We start from the raw sequence: 19591 nt of genomic DNA, 5'->3' as shown, positions 1-19591 counted from the left end.
CACCGTATGCCCGCCCGTCGCCTGTCGCGCGCCGCTCAGTCCGCCCGGCCGCCGACCCGGCGCAGCAACAGGTCCTGGAGATGGGTCGACGGCGTGTCGCCGTCGCCGGTACGCCGGTGCCAGGTGCCGTCCGCGGCCAGCTCGAACGCGTCCACCTCGGGGTCGAACGCGGCGGCGAGCACGTGGTCCAGCTCGGCCCGGGCCACCGGGTCGCTCACCTGCACCAGCGCCTCCACCCGGCGGTCCAGGTTGCGGTGCATCAGGTCGGCCGACCCCATCCAGAACTCGGCGTCGCCGTTGTTGCCGAACCGGAAGATGCGCGAGTGCTCCAGGAACCGGCCGAGGATCGACCGGACCCGGATGTTCTCCGACAGCCCCGGCACGCCGGGCCGCAGCGTGCACATGCCCCGGATCAGCAGGTCCACGTGGACGCCGGCCCGCGACGCCCGGTAGAGCGCGTCGGTGATCTCCTCGTCGACGAGCGCGTTCACCTTGAACTGCACCAGGCCGGGCATGCCCAGCCGGACGTGTTCGATCTCCCGCTCGATCCGTTCGATCAGGCCGCTGCGGATGCCCTGCGGCGCGACCAGCAGCCGCCGGAAGGCCGTCTGCCGGCTGTAGCCGGTGAGCACGTTGAACAGGTCGGTCAGGTCGGCGCCGATCTCCGGGTCGGCGGTGAGCATGCCGAAGTCCTCGTAGAGCCGGGCGGTCTTCGGGTGGTAGTTGCCGGTGCCGATGTGGCAGTAGCGCCGGATCTGGTTGCCCTCCTGCCGCACCACCAGCGCGGTCTTGCAGTGCGTCTTCAGGCCGACCAGGCCGTAGACCACGTGGCAGCCGGCCCGTTCCAGGGTGCGTGCCCAGCCGATGTTGGCCACCTCGTCGAAGCGCGCCTTCACCTCGACCAGCACCACCACCTGCTTGCCGGCGGCGGCGGCGTCGACGAGCGCGTCGACGATCGGTGAGTCGCCGCTGGTGCGGTACAGCGTCTGCTTGATGGCGAGCACGTCCGGGTCGGCCGCGGCCTGCTCGACGAAGCGTTGCACGCTGGTCGCGAACGAGTGGTACGGGTGGTGCACCAGCACGTCCCCGTCGCGCAGGGTGGCGAAGACGCTGCGCGGCACCTCGCCCTCGGTGAGCCGGGGATGGGTGGCCGGCACGAACGGCCGGTCCTTGAGGTCGGGGCGGTCGGCCTCGCCGTACACCTGCCAGAGCGCGGAGAGGTCGACCAGCCCGCGGACCCGCAGCACGTCGTGGTCGTCCATGTCCAGCTCGCGGACGAGCAGCTCCAGCATGTGGTCGGAGATGGAGGCGGCCACCTCCAGCCGTACCGGCGGGCCGAACCGGCGCCGGGCCAGTTCCCGTTCGAGGGCCTGGAGCAGGTCCTCGTCGCGGTCCTCGTCGACCTCCACCTCGGCGTTGCGGGTGACCCGGAACAGGTGGCACTCGACCACCTGCATGCCGGAGAAGAGCTGGCCCAGGTGGACGGAGATGAGGTCCTCCACGGGCAGGAAGCGGACACCGGGCCGGTCCCGGGCGACCCGGACGAACCGGGGCACGTTGTTCGGCACCTTGACCCGGGCGAAGAGTTCGGAGCCGCCGTCCGGGTCGCGGACCGAGACGGCGAGGTTCAGGGACCGGCCGGAGATGTAGGGGAACGGGTGCGCCGGGTCGACGGCCAGCGGGGTGAGCACCGGGAAGATGTGCTCCCGGAACCAGGTGCGCAGCCGCTCCCGCTCGGCGTCGTCCAACTCGCTCCAGCGCAGGATGCGCACGTCGGATTCGGCGAGCCGGGGGAGCACGTCGTCGACGAAGCAGGCGGCGTGCCGGGCGACCAGGTCGGCGGCCTTCTCCGTGATCAGGTCGAGCTGGGTGCGCAGCGGCAGCCGGTCGCCGCCGCGAACCGGCAGGCCGGCGGAGAGCCGGCGCTTCAGCCCGGCCACCCGCACCATGTAGAACTCGTCCAGGTTCCCGGCGAAGATGGCCAGGAACTTCGCCCGTTCCAGCAGCGGCGTCCGGGGGTCCTCGGCGAGCGCGAGCACCCGGGTGTTGAAGTCGAGCCAGGACAGCTCCCGGTTGAGGAAGCGGTCCTCCGGCAGCGGCTCCGCGGCCGGGGGCCCGTCCTCCGGGGCGGTCCCGGCGATCGGGCCGGGCCCCTCGACCGGGTCGAGCGGCTCGTCCAGCCCGGTGGCGCCGGCCGCGTCCGGGTCGTCCCCGAGGCGCTCCTCGGGCGGCCGGGACGGCCGGAACCGCCCGTCCGCGCCGCGCGTCGGGCGGCCGTTGCGGGGCGTGCCGGGGTCGAGGAGGGGCGGCGGACCGTCGGGGTGCTCGCGAGGGGTGCTCACCACCCCATGATTCCCTGACGAGGGTGAACGGAAAATGAACTCGACCAGGTTGTTCAGGCCATCGTCGGCAACGTCACCCGGGTGACGTCGCCGGCCGCGTCCCGCTCGACGCGGACCCGCTGCCCGAGCCGCAGCAGCCGCAGCCCGGAGGCGTCGAAGGCGCGGGCCGGGAACGCCAGCTCGGTGCCGTCGTCGAGCAGCAGCACGCCGCTGCGCGTCGCCGCGTCGTAGGTGGCCACCGTGCCCTGCATGCCAGCACCGTACCGGACCGGGTCGCCGGCGCGGTCCAGCAGCGCGCCGGTGCGCGGCCCCACGCCCAGCCCGGCGGCGGTGGCCAGGTCGGCCGCGGTGTCCACGTCCCGCCGCAGGCTGGGCCAGTCGCCGGCCAGCGGCAGCGCGCCGCTGGCCGCGTGCGCTCCGGCCGAGCCGGGCCCGAAGCGGGGCGCCAGCGGGACCCCGGGCGGCGTGGCCAGCAGCACCGTCCCTGCGCCCGGGGCGTCGGCGACGAATCCGCGTACCCCCTCGGCCGCGCGCAGCGCCGCGGCCAGCTCGGCCGGGCGCAGCGCCGGCAGGTCCGCGGTGAGGGCGGCCACCGGGGCGTGCGGCCCGGCCACCGCGGCGCCGTGCCGGAAGGCGGCGTTGAGCCCGCCGGCGGGGTCGGCCACGACCCGGGCGCCCGCCGCGGTCACGGTCGCGGTCACCCGCGGGTCGTCGGTGACCACCAGCACCCGCCCGACCGCCGGGCAGGCCAGCGCCGCGCGCACCGTGTCGGCCGCCAGGGCCAGCGCCAGCTCCTCATGGGGTACGCCGGGCAGCGCGCCCCGCAGGCGGCTCTTCGCCACCCCGAGGCGCTTCACCGGGGTCACCACGGTCCAGCGGGGCTCAGGCACGCCGCCCATCCTGCCAGCGTCGCCGGCGGTACCCTCACTGGCCGGACCGGGGGCGAGCAGGCATGATTCTTCCCCGGGGCGCGTGGGGCGGAACGAGGAGGCACTGTGGCACCGCGGAGGCTGGGATTCTGGCAACGGTTCGCCGTGGTGCTGGTGAAGCCGGTGTTGACCGTCTGGACCCGGCGCACCTGGCGGGGCATGGAGCACCTACGGGGTGAGGGCGGCATCATCATCGTGCCCAACCACATCTCGCACGCCGACCCGCTGGTCTCCGCGCACTTCGTCTACGACGCCGGCCGCTGGCCGCAGTTCCTCGGCAAGGCCAGCGTGTTCCGGGTGCCGGTGATCGGCTGGATCCTGCACCGGTGCCGGCAGATCCCGGTCGAGCGGGGCAGCGTCGAGGCGGTGAAGTCGCTGGACAAGCTGATCGCCGCGCTGGACGAGGGAGGCGCCGTGGTGATCTACCCGGAGGGGACCACCACCCGGGAACCGGAGCTGTGGCCGATGAAGGGCAAGACCGGGGCGGCCCGGCTGGCGCTGGCCACCGGCGCCCCGGTGATCCCGGTGGCCATGGTCGGCCCGGAGCGGATGTTCGACCCGCGCACGGCCCGGTTCGGGCTGCGCCCGCGTACCCCGGTGACGGTGGTCGCCGGGCCGCCGGTCGACCTGGGCCGGTGGGCGGGCGCCACGCCGACCCGGCCGATCCTGGAGGAGATGACGGACACCATCATGCTGCGGATCCGGGACCTGGTCGCCGAGATCCGGGGTGGCACGCCGCCGCCGCTGTGGCAGCGGCCGGCCCGCACCGGCACGCGGGAGGTCTCCGAATGAGCGGGCACGTCGCGGTGCTGGGCGCCGGTTCCTGGGGGACCGCGTTCGCCAAGATCCTCGCCGATGCCGGGCGGGACGTGACGGTGCTGGCCCGCCGCGCCGCGGTGGCCGAGGCGATCCGGACCGGGCGGCACAATCCGGAGTACCTGCCGGACGTGCGCCTGCCCGAGCGGGTCACCGCTACCGGCGACGCCGCCGAGGCGATCGAGGGCGCCGAGGTGGTGGTGCTGTCGGTGCCCTCGCAGACGCTGCGCGGCAACCTCGCCGAGTGGACGCCGCACCTGGCCCCCGACGCCACGCTGGTGTCCCTGATGAAGGGCATCGAGCTGGGCACCACCAAGCGGATGAGCCAGGTGATCATGGAGACGGCCGGGGTGCCGGCCGACCGGGTGGTCGTCGTCTCCGGGCCCAACCTGGCCCCGGAGATCGCCGCCGAACAGCCCGCCGCCACCGTGGTCGCCGGCACCGACAGTCGGCGTACCGCGCTGGTGCAGGCGTCGATCCGGACGCCCTACTTCCGCCCGTACACCAACGACGACGTGATCGGCTGCGAGCTGGGCGGCGCGGTGAAGAACGTGATCGCGCTGTCGTACGGCATCGCCACCGCGATGGGCTTCGGCGACAACACCCGCGCCATGCTGATGACCCGCGGCCTGGCCGAGACCGCCCGGCTGGGCGTGGCGCTCGGCGCCGACCCGATCACCTTCGCCGGGCTGGCCGGCATGGGCGACCTGGTCGCCTCCTGCTCGTCGCCGCTGGCCCGCAACCGCACGTTCGGCGAGCACCTGGGCCGGGGCGAGACGCTGGAGCAGGCCCAGGCGGCCACCCGGCAGACCGCCGAGGGCGTGAAGAGCTGCCTGGCCATCCGGGACCTGGCCCGGGCGCACGGGGTGGAGATGCCGATCACCGAGCAGATCGAGCGGATCTGCCACGAGGGGATGGACCCCCGTCTCGCCGTGGACGCGCTGATGAGCCGCACCGCCAAGCCGGAGTCGTACGAGTGAGCGAGCGCTGGGGGGACGGCACCCGCAGCGTCCACGCCGGCCTGCCGGAGGCGGTGCCGGGCCAGCCGTTCCTGCCCGGCCCGGTGTTCGCCGCGCCGTACCACCTCGACCCGTGGCGCGGGCCGGCGGCGGCGCCCGACGGGTACGGGCGGCCGGACAATCCCACCCGCCGGCTGCTGGAAGCGGCGATCGGCGAGCTGGAGGGCGGTGACTGCCGGGCCTTCGCCAGCGGCCAGGCGGCCATCACCGGGCTGCTGCTGGCCGTGCTGCGTCCCGGTGACACGGCGCTGCTCCCCGCCGACGGCTACTTCCCGGTGCGCGCGTTCGCCGCCGAGACGCTGGACCGGATCGGCGTACGCGTCGTCCTCGTGCCGACCGCCGGGCCGTACCCGTCGTTCGACGGCGTCCGGCTGGTGCTGCTGGAGACGCCGGCGAACCCCGGCCTCGACGTGGCCGACGTGCCGGCGCTGGCCGGGGCGGCGCACGCCGCGGGCGCGCTGCTGGCGGTGGACAACACCACCGCGACGCCGCTCGGGCAGCGCCCGCTGGACCTCGGCGCGGACGTGGTGGTCGCCTCCGGCACCAAGGCGCTCACCGGCCACTCGGACCTGCTGCTCGGCTACGTGGCGACGCGCGACGCCGCGCTGCGCGACGCGGTGACCGGCTGGCGGACCACCACCGGCGGCGTGCCCGGCGCGTTCGACTGCTGGCTGGCCCACCGCTCGCTGGCCACCGTCGACCTGCGGCTGGCCCGGCAGACCGCCAACGCCGGGGCGCTGGCCGAGCTGCTCGCCGGCCGTCCGGACGTGACCGGCCTGCGTTGGCCCGGCCGGCCGGCGGACCCGGCGTACCGGGTGGCGTCGACGCAGATGCGGCGCATCCCCGGCGTGCTCTCCTTCGACCTGGGCGACGCCGACCGGGTGGCCCGGTTCCTCGACGCGTCCCGCCTGGTGGCCGCCGCCACCTCGTTCGGCGGCCTGCACACCACCGCCGACCGGCGGGCCCAGTGGGGCGACGACACCGCGCCCGGCTTCGTCCGGCTCTCCTGCGGCATCGAGGACGTCGCCGACCTGGTCGCCGACGTGGCCGCGGCGCTGGACGCCGCCGCGCGCTGACGTGCCGGGGTGCTGACGGCGGGTCGGCCGCTGGGCTATCGTGACGGGCAGCCACGGCCCGTGCGGCCCCGACACCGAGGAGGTGAGTCCGATCCACCAGCAGAGGACCGGCGCTCCCTCCGAGTCCGTGTCGCCCCGGGGCTGAGGCGACGCCGGGGGCGCCGACGAGCGTTCCCCGAAAGGCTTGCCATGGCATCCACCGTGTTCACTCCCGACCGTCCCGCCCTCGTCCGCCGGCTGCGTGCCGCCGGCTGCGTCTTCGCCGAGGACGAGGCGGATCTCCTGATCGCCGCCGCCGATTCGGCCGAGGCGCTGACCCGCCTGGCCGACCGCCGCGTCGCCGGCCTGCCGCTGGAGCACCTGCTCGGCTGGGCCGAGTTCTGCGGCCGGCGGGTCGTCGTCCACCCCGGCGTGTTCGTGCCCCGGGGGCGTACCGCGCTGCTCGTCGACGCCGCCGTGGCGGTCGCCGGGCCGGCGCCGGCGGTGCTCGACCTGTGCTGCGGCTCCGGCGCCGCCGCCGTGGTGCTGCACGACCGGCTGGCCCCGCGCTGGCTGGGCGCCGCCGACGTCGACCCGGTGGCGGTGGCCTGCGCCCGGCGCAACCTCGACCCGCTGGGCGTGCCGGTCTACCGGGGTGACCTGTTCGACCCGGTGCCGGCGCGCTGGCGCGGCCGGCTGGACCTGGTGGTGGCGAACGCCCCGTACGTGCCGAGCGGCGCGGTGGCGACGCTGCCGGCCGAGGCGCGGCTGCACGAGGCCCCGGTGGCGCTGGACGGCGGCGCGGACGGGCTCGCGGTGCTGCGCCGGGTGGCCGCCGGCGCGGCCGAGTGGCTGGCCCCGGGCGGCCACCTCGCGGTCGAGGTGAGCGCCGAGCAGGCGCCGACGCTCTGCGCCGTGTTCACCGCCGCCGGGCTGGACCCGACCGTGGTCCGCGACGAGGAGTGGGAGGCCACCGCCGTGACCGGCCGTCGTCCCGGCTGACCGTGGCCGTGGCGGGTGGGCCCGCCGGGAACTAACCTCGGCTCAGACCCGACGGGGGAGGCGGTGGCGGTGGGCAGCGCAGGGGTGCCGGTGGTGGTGGGGTTGGACAACGGCGGCACGAGCAACAACGCCACCGTGCTGACCGTCGACGGCCGGTTCCTGGTGGACGGGCTGCGGGAGATCCCGAGTGAGGTGGGCGACGGCCCGGAGGCGGCCATCGAGGCGCTCGCGCGGGCCTTCGACGGCGTGCTCGCGTACACCGGGGTGCCGCGCGGGCTGGTCCGCGCGGTCGGGCTGGACACGCCCGGCCCGGCCAGCGCCACCGGCGTGATCTCGTCGCGCGGGTCGACGAACTTCGCCCAGCCCGCCTGGCGCGGCTACGACGTGCGGGGCGCGCTGGAGCGGCGGCTCGGGCTGCCGGTGGTGTACGCCAACGACGGCAACGCCGCCGCCCTCTACGCGCACCACGTGCACTTCGGCGCGGACGCGATGGCCCGCTCGTCGGTGTCCGCGATCGTCGGCACCGGCCTCGGCGGGGGCGTGGTCGAGGCCGGCCGGGTGGTCGGCGGCGCGGCCGGCATGGCGGGCGAGTTCGGGCACGTGCACATCCCGCTGGACGGGCTGCTCGAGCCGGGCCAGCCGGTGCCGGTCTGTGCCTGCGGTTTCGCCGGGGACGCGGAGAGCGTCGCCTCGCTCACCGCCATCCGGCGTAACCTGCTGCCGTACTGGCTGGCCCGGCACCCGGTGCACCCGCTGGTCGCGGAGGAGCCCGGCCGGGCGGCGAAGCTGCTCCGCGACCTCGGCGAGCGGGGCGACCCGTTGGCCCGGCAGGTGTTCGGCCAGCAGGCCCGGGCGCTGGGTCGGCTGTTCACCATCGCGGCCAACTTCACCGATCCGCACGCGTACTTCGTCGGTGGGGGCGTGGTGGAGGCCGCGCCGGAGTTCCGTGACTGGTTCCTCGCCACCGTCGCCGCGCACACGGTGCTCCGCGACGAGCAGCGCGCGGTGGCGACCTTCGCGCTGGTCCCGGACCGCGACATGGCCGGTGCGCGCGGCGTCGCCATCGCCGCCCTGGAACGGGTGACGGGCGGGGCCCCCGCCTGACGCCGTTGGCAGCGGCGGGGGCCCCGGTCGACACCCCGCGCTCAGGCGCGCGGCGGAGCGGCGGTGAAGGCGGCCCAGGCGGCCGGCGGGAAGACCAGCACCGGGCCGGTCGGGTCCTTGGAGTCACGGACCGCGACCGTCTCCGGCAGCGGCGCCATCTCCACGCAGGCGCCCTCGTCGCCGCTGTGGCTGCTCTTGCGCCAACGCGGCGGCGTGGAGTGGCTGGGGTTCGTGCCGTTCATGCGGTCACCTCTCGTTGAGCAGACGAAGGAGCTGGTCCCGACTGGCCGCCGGGCTCAGCGCCACGGTCCGCAGGTGCTCCATGATCTTTGTACAGGTACGCAGGTCGCCCGGCCGGTCCAGGACCATCTGCCCGGCGACGGTCTCCACCGACGCGATGATCGGGTCCTCGGGGTCGGCGAACTCCAGGATGTGCAGGGAACCCCGGGTGCCCCGGTGGTAGCCGGCGGAGAGCGGGATCACCTGCACCGTGATGTTCGGCAGCTCGGTCATCTTGAGCAGGTGCTGGAGCTGGCTGGCCATCACCGCCCGGCCGCCGACCGGGCGCAGCAGCGCGCCCTCGTCGATGATGGCGTCGAGGATCGGCGGTTCCGCACCGGTGATCCGCTGCTGGCGGTCCAGCCGTAGGTGGACGCGCTGCTCCACCTGCTCGTCGCTGAGCGTGTGTGGACCCCCGCGCATCACCGCGCGGATGTAGTCGGCGGTCTGGAGCAGGCCCGGCACCACCGACGGCTCGAAGTTCGCGATGCCGGTGGCCTCGGCCTCCAGCGCGATGAAGTCGATGGTGCGCCGGTCCAGCAGGTACGAGTAGGACACCCACCAGCCGGGCTTGCGGGCGTCCTTGGCCAGTTGGACCGCCGCCGCGATCTCGTCGGGCCCCACGCCGTAGCAGGTGAGCAGCGCGCGCACGGTGGCCGGGCTGATCAGCGTCTGCGCGTTCTCGTAGCGGGACAGCGTGCTGCGGGTGCTGTTGATCTCGTCGGCCGCGGTCTCCAGCGTGAGGCCGGCGGCCTCCCGGTGGGTTCGCAGGGCGATGCCGAGCCGTCGGGCTCGGGCGGTCTTCGGCGCCATGCATCGATGGTCGCACATCCGGTGGGAAAGTGGGCATGAGAGAAAGCCGATGAGAGTTGCATTCACGCGTGTCGACCTGTCAACCTGTGATGGCGTCCTCACCGCCGGTTGTCGTGGCGACGGTGGTGGTGAGCGACCGGAGGGGATGGGGCGCGCGGCGATCGGGTTTTACTCCCCCACGACCCGATCGCCGCGTGCCCCTACCCGGTCCGCCAGACGGGGAGGGGTTCGCGATGACGGTGACGGCCTGCCGCCCGGGGGACGGGGGTGGCCGGGAATGACCCGGTTCCTCGTGGTCCTCACCGACGTCCGCCCCACCGACGCCCCCTGGCGCGACGAACGCACCAGCCCCGAACGACGCCGGCAGGTCGTCGGCGCGAGCAGCCGGGAGGCGGCCGACCGGATCGCCGGCGCGTTCATGGCGCTGGGCATGGTGCGGGCCGGTCGGCAACGGGTCAAGGTCATCGCGGTCGGTCGCCGCCCCCGGCACCCGGCCCTCTGAACCACACCGGGCCCGATCCCGTGGACGCGGCAACGGGGGTCGGGGAGCCGGGCGGCCGACGGCAGGTCCCGCCGTCGGCCGCCCGCGCCGTTACTCCCTGTATATGGCATCTTGACCGTTTGCCACGCGACTGCGCTCTCCCCGGGTATCGACCACCGCTACCGACGACGCACAGTAAGGTCAACCGGGTGAGCGCCACCGGCGAGCACGGCCAGCCGCAGTCGCGAACGATGAGGTGACCATGACCACCCCAGGCAAGACCCGCGTGGCGATCGTCTTCGGCGGACGCAGCCCCGAACACGGCATCTCCTGCGTCAGCGCCGGCAGCGTGCTGGCCGCCCTGGACCCGGACGAGTTCGAGGTCGTCCCGGTCGGCATCACCCGGCAGGGCCAGTGGGTGCTCGCCAGCGGCGACCCGGCCCAGCTCGCCATCGCCGACCGCAAGCTCCCCGAGATCACCGCCGGCTCCGGCGCCGAACTGCTGCTGCGCGCCGACCCGGCCGCCGGCGGCCTGATGGTGCTCGACCCGGCCCAGGGGCCGGTGGCGCTGGCCGACGTGGACGTGGTCTTCCCGGTGCTGCACGGCGCGTACGGCGAGGACGGCACGATCCAGGGCATGCTGGAGATGGCCGACATCCCGTACGTCGGGGCGAACGTGTTCGCGTCCGCCGCCGCCATGGACAAGGAGTTCACCAAGAAGCTCTGCGCGGCCGAGGGCATCCCGGTCGGCCCCTACGCGGTGCTGCGCGCCGGGATGTCACTGAGCGAGGAGGACAAGGAGCGCCTCGGCCTGCCGGTCTTCGTCAAGCCGTCCCGCGCCGGCTCGTCGTTCGGCATCACCAAGGTCGACGACTGGGCGCAGTTGGACGCCGCGCTCGCCACCGCCCGCGAGATCGACAGCAAGGTGCTGGTGGAGGCCGCCGTGGTGGGCCGCGAGATCGAGTGCGGCGTGCTGGAGGGCGAGGCCGGCGGCGCGCCCGAGGCGTCGGTGCTCGCCGAGGTGCGGATGATCGGCGACCGCGACTGGTACGACTTCGAGGCCAAGTACATCTTCGCCGACGAGGTGACCGAGTACGACGTCCCCGCGGAGCTGCCCGAGGCGGTGACCCGGCAGGTGCGCGACCACGCCACCCGGGCGTTCACCGCGCTGGACTGCTCCGGCCTGGCCCGGGTCGACTTCTTCGTCACCCCGGCGCAGGAGGTCTTCCTCAACGAGATCAACACGATGCCGGGCTTCACGCCGACCTCGATGTTCCCGCGGATGTGGGCGGCCAGCGGGCTGGAGTACCCGAAGCTGGTCAACCGCCTGATCCGCACCGCCCTGCACCGCCGCGCCGGCCGCTGACGGGCCGGCGCGGGCATCACCCGGCGCAGCCCGAGGGGGCCTGCTTCGCCGAGGGGACCGCGCTGACGATCGCGTCGGAGACCTGCACCACCCACTGCAACGCGGGCTGGTACGTCTCCGGCGCCCGCACCTGGACGGGCACCTCCCGGTCGACGGTGGTCAGCACCGTGGCCCCGGCCTCGGTCACCGGGTGCCAGCAGACCCCGTTGACCCGGAACACCTCGTCGGTGTCCGGGAAACAACCGGCGGGCAGCGCGGCGCCGCCGGTGGGCGACGGGCAGGGTCGCACCGGCGGCGTCGCGCCGCAGGCCACGGTGAGCGCCGGGTCGCCGTACGCGGCGTTCTGCTCCGGACCCGCGGTGACCGGGCGCTGCGGCAGGTCACGCACGCTGTCGGGGAGCTGCGAGACCAGGGCGCGGCAGACCACGCCCGGGCGTTGGGCGAGCGCCGGCGCGGGCAGCTCGACCGGTGCGGAGGACTGCACCCGGGGGCTGGCCGACGCGCTCGGCGCGGCGTCCGGGGACTCCGGGGCGAGCTTGGCGAACGTGAAGCCGGCCACCGCCACGGTCACCGGCACCGCGACCACTGTCGCCCAGAGCGCGGCGCGGCGGGTGCCGTGGTCCCGGCGCGGAGTGGTTTCCGTCTCGTCCACTTACAGCCGCACCACCGAACACGTGAGCGTGCGGGTGATGCCGGGCACCATCTGCACCTTGCTGACGATGAGTTTGCCCAGCTCGTCGACCGTGTTCGCCTCGGTGAGCACGACCACGTCGTAGGGCCCGGTGACGGCGTCGACCCGTACCACGCCGGCAAGGTCCGCGATCAGACCGGCCACGTCACGCGCCCGGCCGACCTCGGTCTGGATGAGGATGTACGCCTGTACCACGACTCGACCTCCGTCCGTCGCCGCCTGGGGCGGCCCGAAGGGTGAAACTACCGTACCGACCGGACGTGATCCCTATCGGTCGCCGGGTGAACGCGGTGGGCGAGCAGGTCGTGGGGCGGAGACGGGTGCGGAACGTGCGGGACGACGGAGCGGAACGAGGGGACGGCATGACGGTCGCGGGTGTCGGGGAGTTCGGACTGATCGACCGGGTGACCGCCCGGCTGTCGTACGGGGAGAGCTGCCTGCTCGGCCCCGGCGACGACGCGGCGCTGGTGGCGGCGCCGGACCGGCGGGTGGTCGCCTCCACCGACGTGCTGGTCGAGGGGCGGCACTTCCGGCGGGACTGGTCGTCGGCGCGGGACGTCGGGCACCGGGCCGCCGCGGCCAACCTCGCCGACGTCGCCGCCATGGGGGCGACCCCGACCGCGCTGCTGGTCGCGCTCTGCATGCCGGCCGACCTGGACCCGACCTGGGCCGAGGAGCTGGCGGACGGGCTGGGCGCGGAGGCGGCCGTCGTCGGCGCGAGCGTGGTCGGCGGGGACATGTCCGCCAGCCCGACCCTGACCGTCGCGGTCACCGCGCTCGGCGACCTGGCCGGCCGAGCGCCGGTGGTCCGCTCCGGGGCACGGCCGGGCGACGTGGTGGCGCTCGCCGGGCGTACCGGCTGGGCGGCGGCCGGCTTCACGGTGCTCTCCCGCGGCTTCCGCACGCCCCGGCTGCTGGTCGAGGCGTTCCGCCGCCCCGAGGTGCCCTACGCCGCCGGGCCGGCCGCCGCCGGGGCCGGTGCCACCGCCATGATCGACGTCTCGGACGGGCTGCTGGCCGATCTGGGGCACGTGGCGGCGGCCAGCGGGGTGGCGATCGACCTGAGCCGGGACGCGTTCGAGGTGCCCCGGCAGATGCGCGACGCGGCGCAGGCGCTCGGCGTCGACCCGTACTCCTGGATCCTGGCCGGCGGCGACGACCACGCCCTGACGGCCACGTTTCCCGCCGACGCGGCGTTGCCGGAGGGCTGGCGCCCGGTCGGCCGGGTCACCGACGGCGCCGGGGTCACCGTCGACGGCAGCGGGTACGACGGCCCGCGCGGCTGGGACCATTTTCGCAAAGCGGACTAGCCGGCTCTTCCGCCCGGGCCCGCAGTGATCTGCGTCCGACCGTGGCGACCGGGCCGGCCGGGTGCCGGGACCGGTCGTAACCTGGCACGGTGAGCGAGATCGAGATCCTCCCGCGGCGCTTCGACGCGCCCGAGTCGCAGGAGTTGATCCGGGCGGCGCTGGCCGACCTGGGCGCGCGGTACGGCGGCAGCGGCGACGAGACGCCCGTCGACGCCGCCGAGTTCGTCCCGCCGGCCGGCGCGTTCCTGGTCGCGTACCTGGACGGGCAGCCGGTGGGCTGCGGCGGCTGGCGTAGCCACGGCGCGGACGGCGACGCCGCCGAGCTGAAGCGGATGTACACCGCGCCGGCCGCCCGGGGTCGGGGCGTGGCCCGGTCGGTGCTCGCCGCGATCGAGCGGTCCGCCCGCGACGCCGGCCGGAAACGGATCGTGCTGGAGTGCGGCGACAAGCAGCCCGAGGCGATCGCCATGTACACCTCGGCCGGCTACGAGCGGATCCCGAACTTCGGCTACTACCAGGACGCGCCGGGCTGCCTGTCGTTCGGCCGGACGCTCTGACGGCCGCCGCCGTCAGGCGACCGTGATCCGGATCTCGTCGGCGGCCCGGCGGGCGGCGACCGTCGCCTCGTCCGGCGTCGCGCCCCAGGCCATCAGGTGCCCGCTGCGCTGCGCCGAGGAGAGCAGCTCGGGCACGGTCTGCCCGACCTTCGTCTCGACCTGGACGTCGAGCACGCCCGGCACGCGCAGCGCGGCCCGCCGGCCGTCCACCGCGGCGACCCGGCCGGGCGGGGCGGTCAGGAACTCGATCGCCGCCGCGCCGCTCGGCCGCTGCGGCAGCGCCGGCCGTTCGCCGCACAGCACCCGCAGGTACGCCTCGATGACGTCCCGCTCGTAGGCGATCGAGATGAGCGCGGTGATCATGTCACCGGGCATCCGGGCGGCGCACTCCACAAGCGTCGGCACGCCGTCGACCAGGATCCACTCGCTGTGCAGCATGCCGCTGCCGAAGCCGGCCGCCCCGGCGAGGCGGGCCGCCGCCGACCGCAGCGCGTCGTGCTCGGCCGGCGGCAGCGCGGACGGCACGGTGTGCCCGGTCTCCACCGGGTGGCGACCACCGGCGACCCGCTTGTCGGTGACGTTGGCGAAGATCACCTCGCCGTCGGCGACCAGCAGCTCCACGCTGTGCTCGGAGCCGACCAGCAGCTCCTCGACCAGCACGCCGGTGGGCAGGCCCGTGGTGGCCTCGGCCGGCTCCGGCGGGGTGGCGCTGGCCGCCCAGCGGGCCGGCACCTCGGCCGGGTCGGTGATGAGCTGCACGCCGAGGCTGCCGGAGCGGCGGGTGGGCTTGAGCACGCACCGGCCGCCGTGCGCGCGGGCGAACCCGGCCGCCCGGCCGGCGTCGTCGACCAGCTCGTAGGCCGGGTTGGCCAGGCCGATCTCGTCGGCGAGCAGCCGCATGCGGTGCTTGTCGGAGAAGATGTCCGCGGCGACCGCCCCGGCGCCGGGCCGGCCGAGCCGGTCGGCCAGCCGGGCGGTGGCGGCGACCGCGTACTCCAGGCCGGGCAGCACCAGCCGCGCGCCGGCCAGGCCGGGCTCGCGGGCGAGCAGGGCGTCGACGTCCAGGCCGGTCTGGTACTCGGCGGCGACCAGGCGGCCGATCAGCGGCAGCTCGTCGGCGAACCGGGTCAGGTCGCGGCGGCGGATCACGTCCGGCTCCTCGACCAGCACCACGCTGCCGGCCGGCAGCTCCTGGTCGAACCAGCGCAGCGAGCCGAACGACCCGCCCACCACCACCAGTTGCTCGCGACCCAGATCGAGGTCCACCGGTCGTCCCTCCCCACGGTTCGCGCCGGAACCGGACGGCCGGCGCAGCAGCACCCTAACCGGCGGGGGCCAGCCGGCCGGAGCGCGGTCCGTCGCCGCGATCAGCGGACACGACAGAAGCCGGCGGACCCTCGGGGTCCGCCGGCGACCGACGATGCTGGGGGTGGCGCTGCCGCGTCAGGCGCGGGCGACCTTGCCGGCCTTGATGCACGAGGTGCAGACCTGCAACTTCTTGGTGGTGCCGCCACCGGCCGGGGTACGCACCGACTGGATGTTCGGGTTCCAGCGGCGGTTGGTCTTCTTCTTGGACCAGGGCACGTTGTGGCCGAAGCCCGGCCCCTTGCCACAGACGTCGCACACGCTAGCCACGGGATACTCCTGGGATTGAAACGTTCATGAGGTCGCCGGCAGCCGCAGCCCGGGCAACCTGGTCAGGTTACCCGATGCCGGTCGGTACGCCCAACCGGCCCTTCGCCGAGCCCGCCCAGCGTACCGGCGGGCCGGTGCGCCCGGCCCGCCGGGCGGACACGCCGGACGACCCCGGCGCGTGTCGGTGCGCGCCAGTAGGCTTCCCGACGTGCTGGACACCCTCGACGCCGCCGCGGTGCGCCGCTGGTGCACGAGCGGGCTGGCCGCCCTCCAGCGGCACCAGGGCGAGATCGACGACCTGAACGTCTACCCGGTGCCGGACGGCGACACCGGCACCAACCTGGTGCTCACGCTCACCTCGGCCCAGCAGGCCCTGGCGATGGATCTCGGCACCCTCCCCGACGACGGGCACACCCCGCACGGGCACGCGCTGCGCCTGATGGCCCGCGGCGCGTTGCTCGGCGCGCGGGGCAACTCCGGGGTGATCCTCTCGCAGATCCTGCGCGGCCTCGCCGACGCGCTCGCCACCGCGCCGGCGGTCCGGGGCCGGCAGCTCGCCGGCGCGCTGGCCGGCGCCGCCACCGCCGCCTACGCCGCGGTCGCCCGGCCGGTCGAGGGCACGCTGCTGAGCGTGGTCGCCGCGGCGGCCCGCGCGGCCCAGCGGGCGGACAGCGACGACCTGCGCACGGTGGCCGGGGCCGCCGCCGAGGCGGCCACGCACGCGCTGGCCCGCACCCCGGAGCAACTGCCCGAGCTGGCCCGCGCCGGCGTGGTCGACGCCGGCGGGCGCGGGCTGTGCCTGCTGCTCGACGCGCTGGTCGAGGTGGTCACGGGGGAGAGCCCCGGCCAGCCGGCGCCCGCGCCGGCCGCGCTGCCCCGGCCCGGGGCCGCCGTCCGGGAGACCGGCTCCGACGCGTACGCCTACGAGGTGCAGTACCTGCTCGACGCCACCGACGAGGCGGTCGCGCGGCTGCGCGGCGAGCTGGCCGCGCTCGGCGACTCCCTGGCCGTGGTCGGGGACGGCGACGGCACCTGGAACGTGCACGTGCACGTCAACGACGTCGGGGCCGCCGTGGAGGCGGGCGTGGTCGCCGGCCGGCCGCACCGGATCACCGTGACCCGGTTCGCCGACCACACCGCCCCGGCACCCGGGCCGCCGCCGGCGCCCTCCGGTGGCCGGGCCGCCGTGGTGGTGGCGACCGGCGCCGGCATCGCCGAGTTGTTCGCCGCCGAGGGCGCGGTGGTGGTGCCGGCCAACCCGTCCACCGGCGAGCTGCTCGACGCGGTCCGGGCCACCGGCGCGGCCCGGGTGGTGGTGCTGCCGAACGACCCGAACACGCAGTCGGTGGCGAGCGCGGCGGCCCGGGAGGCGCACCGCCTCGGCGTCAAGGTCAGCGTGGTGCCCACCCGATCCCCGGTGCAGGCGCTCGCCGCGCTCGCCGTCCGCGACCCGACGCGACGCTTCGAGGACGACGTGATCGCGATGGCCGAGGCCGCCGGCGCCTGCCGCTACGCCGAGGTCTGCCACGCCGGCCGGGAGGCGCTCACCGTCGCCGGCCCGTGCCGCCCGGGTGACGTGCTGGCCCTGGTGGAGGGCGAGGTGCACCTGATCGGGCAGGATCTGACCGACACCTGCACCGCCGTGGTCGACCGGATGCTCGGCGGCGGTGGCGAGCTGGTCACCCTGCTCTGCGGCGCGGACGCCCCGGCCGGGCTGGCCGACCGGGTCCGCGCGCACGTCGAGCGCTCCTGGCCGTTCGTCGAGGTGCAGGCGTACGAGGGCGGCCAGCCGCACTACCCGCTCCTGCTGGGGGTCGAATGACGAGCGAACCGACCGCGGCCACGGTGGACACCCCGCTGAAGAAGCTGGTCGGTGACCGCACCGCGAAGGCGCTGGCCGGTCACCTCGACCTGCACACCGCCGGTGACCTGCTCTACCACTTCCCGCGTCGCTACGACGAGCGCGGCGAGCACACCGACATCCGCTCGCTCGACGTGGGGGAGCAGGTCACCGTGCTGGCCCAGGTGCAGCGCACCACGGTCCGCCCGATGCGCCAGCGGCGCGGCAACCTGCTGGAGGTGACCGTCGGCGACGGTTCCGGCGGCGTGCTGACCTGCACCTTCTTCGGCAACCAGGCGTGGCGGGAGCGGGAGCTGCGACCGGGCCGGTGGGGGCTGTTCGCCGGCAAGGTCACCGATTTCCGGGGCAAGCGGCAGCTCAACGGCCCGGAGTACGTCCTGCTCGGCGAGGGCGGCGACGGCGAGGCGGCGGCCAACGAGGAGGTCGAGGAGTTCGCCGGCGCGCTGATCCCGGTCTACCCGGCCGCGGCGGCGGTGCCGACCTGGGTGATCGCCCGCTGCGTCCGGGTGGTGCTGGACACGTTCACCGCGCCGGACGACCCGCTGCCGGCCACCCTGCGGGCCACCCGCAAGCTGGCCGGCATCGACACCGCGTTGCGGGAGATCCACCGGCCGTCCAGCAAGGAGGCGCTCTACCGGGCCCGCCGTCGGCTCAAGTGGGACGAGGCGTTCGCCGTGCAGCTCACCCTGGCGCAGCGCAAGCACCGGGCGGCGGCGTGGCCGGCGCGGGCCCGACCGGCCCGGGCGGGGGGCCTGCTGGACGCGTTCGACGCCCGGCTGCCGTACGAGCTGACCTCCGGCCAGCAGGTGGTCGGGCGGGAGATCGCCGCCGACCTGGCCACCGCGCACCCGATGCACCGGCTGCTCCAGGGCGAGGTGGGCTCCGGCAAGACGGTGGTGGCGCTGCGCGCCATGCTCCAGGTGGTCGACGCCGGCGGGCAGGCCGCGCTGCTCGCCCCGACCGAGGTGCTCGCCGCCCAGCACCACCGCGGCATCCTGGAACTGCTCGGCCCGCTCGGCACCGCGGGTGAGCTGGGCGCCGCCGACGACGCCACCCGGGTGGAACTGGTCACCGGCTCGCTGGGCGCGGCGGCCCGCCGGCGTGCCCTGGCCGAGGTGGCCGAGGGCCGGGCCGGCATCGTGCTCGGCACGCACGCGCTGCTCTACGAGGGCGTCGACTTCGCCGACCTGGGCCTGGTGGTGGTCGACGAGCAGCACCGATTCGGCGTGGAGCAGCGGGACGCGCTGCGCGCCAAGGCCGAGCAGCCGCCGCACGTGCTGGTGATGACCGCCACCCCGATCCCGCGCACGGTCGCCATGACCGTCTACGGCGACCTGGAGACGTCCACGCTGTCCCAGTTGCCGCAGGGGCGCGCGCCGATCGCCTCGCACGTGGTGCCGGCCGCCGAGAAGCCGGCCTTCCTGGACCGGGCCTGGCGTCGGCTGCGGGAGGAGGTCGGCAAGGGCCACCAGGCGTACGTGGTCTGCCCCCGGATCGGTGAGGGTCCGGTCTCCGACGAGGAGGCGCCGCGGGAGGACGACACCGGTCGCCGGCCGCCGCTGGCGGTGACCGAGGTGGCCCCGCTGCTCGCCGACGGGCCGCTGCACGGGCTGCGGATCGGGGTGCTGCACGGGCGGCTGCCGGCCGACGAGAAGGACGCGGTGATGCGCGCGTACGCCGCCGGCAACCTGGACGTGCTGGTCGCGACCACGGTGGTCGAGGTGGGCGTGAACGTGCCCAACGCGACCGTGATGATCGTGCTGGACGCCGACCGGTTCGGCGTCTCCCAGCTGCACCAGTTGCGCGGCCGGGTGGGCCGGGGCTCGGCCGGCGGGCTCTGCCTGCTGGTCACCGAGGCGGCCGAGGGCTCGTCGGCCCGTGATCGGCTGGACGCGGTGGCCTCCACCACCGACGGGTTCAAGCTGGCCGAGCTCGACCTGGAGCAGCGCCGGGAGGGCGACGTGCTCGGCGCGTCCCAGTCCGGCCGGCGTTCGCACCTGCGGCTGCTGTCGCTCAAACGCGACACGGAGCTGATCCGCGACGCCCGGGCCGAGGCGATCGAACTGGTCGCGGACGATCCGGAGCTGGCCCGGCATCCGGCCCTGGCCGCGTCCGTCGCCGCCCTGGTCGACGAGGAGCGGGCCGAATACCTGGAGAAGGGCTGACCCTGACCCACACCGCCACTCCGTCGAGGTGGCGGCACCGGGGGGCTCGTGATCCACACCAGGTCGGCGAGGTGGCGGCATCGGCCTGGCCGAGATCCCGCCACCTCGGCGCGGTGACGCCGACCGACTCGCCAGGGCTCCCGCCGGTGGTCGCCAGCGCCTAGGC

General features: G+C 75.3%; 18 protein-coding genes and 1 pseudogene. 11 read left to right on the top strand and 8 right to left on the bottom strand.

What is annotated here, in order from left to right:
- Positions 1-35: 35 nt before the first annotated feature.
- Together VKK44_RS21680 and cofC are read right to left on the bottom strand one after the other, a co-directional pair.
- Positions 36-2342: an RNA degradosome polyphosphate kinase gene (locus VKK44_RS21680; protein WP_343443038.1), complete on the bottom strand. Its 2307-nt coding sequence runs from the start codon at positions 2340-2342 to the stop codon at positions 36-38.
- Positions 2343-2620: 278 nt separating this feature from the next.
- Positions 2621-3241, bottom strand: a pseudogene (gene cofC / locus VKK44_RS21670) (2-phospho-L-lactate guanylyltransferase); the annotation flags it as partial.
- 96 nt (positions 3242-3337) lie between these two features.
- On the opposite strand from cofC, the gene VKK44_RS21665 reads away from it, so the two are divergent.
- The 5 genes from VKK44_RS21665 to VKK44_RS21645 all read left to right on the top strand — a co-directional run bounded on the left by VKK44_RS21665 (position 3338) and on the right by VKK44_RS21645 (position 8267).
- Positions 3338-4063: a lysophospholipid acyltransferase family protein gene (locus tag VKK44_RS21665; RefSeq protein WP_343443037.1), complete on the top strand. Its 726-nt coding sequence runs from the start codon at positions 3338-3340 to the stop codon at positions 4061-4063.
- A complete protein-coding gene (locus VKK44_RS21660; RefSeq protein ID WP_343443036.1) occupies positions 4060-5067 on the top strand; it encodes an NAD(P)H-dependent glycerol-3-phosphate dehydrogenase in 1008 nt (335 codons plus the stop codon). The genes VKK44_RS21665 and VKK44_RS21660 overlap by 4 nt, the downstream gene beginning before the upstream one ends.
- On the top strand, positions 5064-6182 hold the full coding sequence (locus tag VKK44_RS21655) for a cystathionine gamma-lyase (protein WP_343443035.1): 1119 nt from the start codon (positions 5064-5066) through the stop codon (positions 6180-6182). Before VKK44_RS21660 ends, VKK44_RS21655 begins: the two co-directional genes overlap by 4 nt.
- Positions 6183-6371: 189 nt before the next feature.
- The gene (locus tag VKK44_RS21650) at positions 6372-7163 is read left to right on the top strand and encodes a putative protein N(5)-glutamine methyltransferase (RefSeq protein WP_343443033.1); all 792 of its coding nucleotides are present in this window, start codon (positions 6372-6374) and stop codon (positions 7161-7163) included.
- A 69-nt stretch (positions 7164-7232) separates the two neighbouring features.
- A complete protein-coding gene (locus VKK44_RS21645; RefSeq protein ID WP_343443031.1) occupies positions 7233-8267 on the top strand; it encodes an ROK family protein in 1035 nt (344 codons plus the stop codon).
- Positions 8268-8308: 41 nt separating this feature from the next.
- Here VKK44_RS21645 and VKK44_RS21640 read toward each other — a convergent pair whose 3' ends face one another.
- Positions 8309-8509: a DUF397 domain-containing protein gene (locus VKK44_RS21640; protein ID WP_343443029.1), complete on the bottom strand. Its 201-nt coding sequence runs from the start codon at positions 8507-8509 to the stop codon at positions 8309-8311.
- 4 nt (positions 8510-8513) lie between these two features.
- Positions 8514-9359: a helix-turn-helix domain-containing protein gene (locus VKK44_RS21635; RefSeq protein WP_343443027.1), complete on the bottom strand. Its 846-nt coding sequence runs from the start codon at positions 9357-9359 to the stop codon at positions 8514-8516.
- Between the two features lie 277 nt (positions 9360-9636).
- Between VKK44_RS21635 and VKK44_RS21630 the strand changes: the two genes are divergently transcribed.
- Positions 9637-9861 carry a hypothetical protein gene (locus VKK44_RS21630; RefSeq protein ID WP_343443026.1) on the top strand — a complete coding sequence of 75 codons (225 nt, stop codon included), beginning with the start codon at positions 9637-9639 and terminating at the stop codon, positions 9859-9861.
- A 241-nt stretch (positions 9862-10102) separates the two neighbouring features.
- Entirely contained in the window at positions 10103-11206 is a 1104-nt protein-coding gene (locus tag VKK44_RS21625; protein WP_343443025.1) for a D-alanine--D-alanine ligase family protein, read from the top strand.
- A 16-nt stretch (positions 11207-11222) separates the two neighbouring features.
- On the opposite strand, the gene VKK44_RS21620 is transcribed toward VKK44_RS21625, so the two are convergent.
- A complete protein-coding gene (locus VKK44_RS21620; protein ID WP_343443024.1) occupies positions 11223-11858 on the bottom strand; it encodes a DUF3515 family protein in 636 nt (211 codons plus the stop codon).
- Entirely contained in the window at positions 11859-12092 is a 234-nt protein-coding gene (locus VKK44_RS21615; RefSeq protein WP_013284547.1) for an Lrp/AsnC ligand binding domain-containing protein, read from the bottom strand.
- Positions 12093-12259: 167 nt separating this feature from the next.
- Here VKK44_RS21615 and VKK44_RS21610 point away from each other — a divergent pair, with 167 nt between their 5' ends.
- Together VKK44_RS21610 and VKK44_RS21605 are read left to right on the top strand one after the other, a co-directional pair.
- A complete protein-coding gene (locus VKK44_RS21610) occupies positions 12260-13207 on the top strand; it encodes a thiamine-phosphate kinase (RefSeq protein ID WP_343443023.1) in 948 nt (315 codons plus the stop codon).
- A gap of 89 nt (positions 13208-13296) precedes the next feature.
- Positions 13297-13764 carry a GNAT family N-acetyltransferase gene (locus VKK44_RS21605; RefSeq protein WP_343443022.1) on the top strand — a complete coding sequence of 156 codons (468 nt, stop codon included), beginning with the start codon at positions 13297-13299 and terminating at the stop codon, positions 13762-13764.
- 12 nt (positions 13765-13776) lie between these two features.
- On the opposite strand, the gene VKK44_RS21600 is transcribed toward VKK44_RS21605, so the two are convergent.
- Together VKK44_RS21600 and rpmB are read right to left on the bottom strand one after the other, a co-directional pair.
- Positions 13777-15030 carry an ATP-grasp domain-containing protein gene (locus VKK44_RS21600; RefSeq protein ID WP_343443020.1) on the bottom strand — a complete coding sequence of 418 codons (1254 nt, stop codon included), beginning with the start codon at positions 15028-15030 and terminating at the stop codon, positions 13777-13779.
- Between the two features lie 177 nt (positions 15031-15207).
- Entirely contained in the window at positions 15208-15399 is a 192-nt protein-coding gene (rpmB, locus tag VKK44_RS21595) for a 50S ribosomal protein L28 (RefSeq protein WP_091064024.1), read from the bottom strand.
- Between the two features lie 208 nt (positions 15400-15607).
- On the opposite strand from rpmB, the gene VKK44_RS21590 reads away from it, so the two are divergent.
- Positions 15608-17221, top strand: coding sequence for a DAK2 domain-containing protein (locus VKK44_RS21590; protein WP_343443018.1), 1614 nt, complete (start codon positions 15608-15610; stop codon positions 17219-17221).
- Complete coding sequence (recG, locus tag VKK44_RS21585; RefSeq protein WP_343443016.1) at positions 17218-19425, top strand: ATP-dependent DNA helicase RecG; 2208 nt, start codon at positions 17218-17220, stop codon at positions 19423-19425. Before VKK44_RS21590 ends, recG begins: the two co-directional genes overlap by 4 nt.
- Positions 19426-19591: the final 166 nt, after the last annotated feature.

It is taken from the genome of Micromonospora sp. DSM 45708 (assembly GCF_039566955.1).
In the GTDB taxonomy this organism is placed as follows: Bacteria; Actinomycetota; Actinomycetes; order Mycobacteriales; family Micromonosporaceae; genus Micromonospora.
This window is presented reverse-complemented; position numbering and strand designations above follow the sequence as displayed.

What these genes read in the sequence shown, in the direction of transcription:
- VKK44_RS21640 (WP_343443029.1), bottom strand. Translation starts at nt 8,509, where the DNA reads ATGAACGGCACGAACCCCAGCCACTCCACGCCGCCGCGTTGGCGCAAG.
- VKK44_RS21625 (WP_343443025.1), top strand. Translation starts at nt 10,103, where the DNA reads ATGACCACCCCAGGCAAGACCCGCGTGGCGATCGTCTTCGGCGGACGC.
- VKK44_RS21660 (WP_343443036.1), top strand. Translation starts at nt 4,060, where the DNA reads ATGAGCGGGCACGTCGCGGTGCTGGGCGCCGGTTCCTGGGGGACCGCG.
- VKK44_RS21610 (WP_343443023.1), top strand. Translation starts at nt 12,260, where the DNA reads ATGACGGTCGCGGGTGTCGGGGAGTTCGGACTGATCGACCGGGTGACC.
- VKK44_RS21635 (WP_343443027.1), bottom strand. Translation starts at nt 9,359, where the DNA reads ATGGCGCCGAAGACCGCCCGAGCCCGACGGCTCGGCATCGCCCTGCGA.
- VKK44_RS21630 (WP_343443026.1), top strand. Translation starts at nt 9,637, where the DNA reads ATGACCCGGTTCCTCGTGGTCCTCACCGACGTCCGCCCCACCGACGCC.
- VKK44_RS21650 (WP_343443033.1), top strand. Translation starts at nt 6,372, where the DNA reads ATGGCATCCACCGTGTTCACTCCCGACCGTCCCGCCCTCGTCCGCCGG.
- recG (WP_343443016.1), top strand. Translation starts at nt 17,218, where the DNA reads ATGACGAGCGAACCGACCGCGGCCACGGTGGACACCCCGCTGAAGAAG.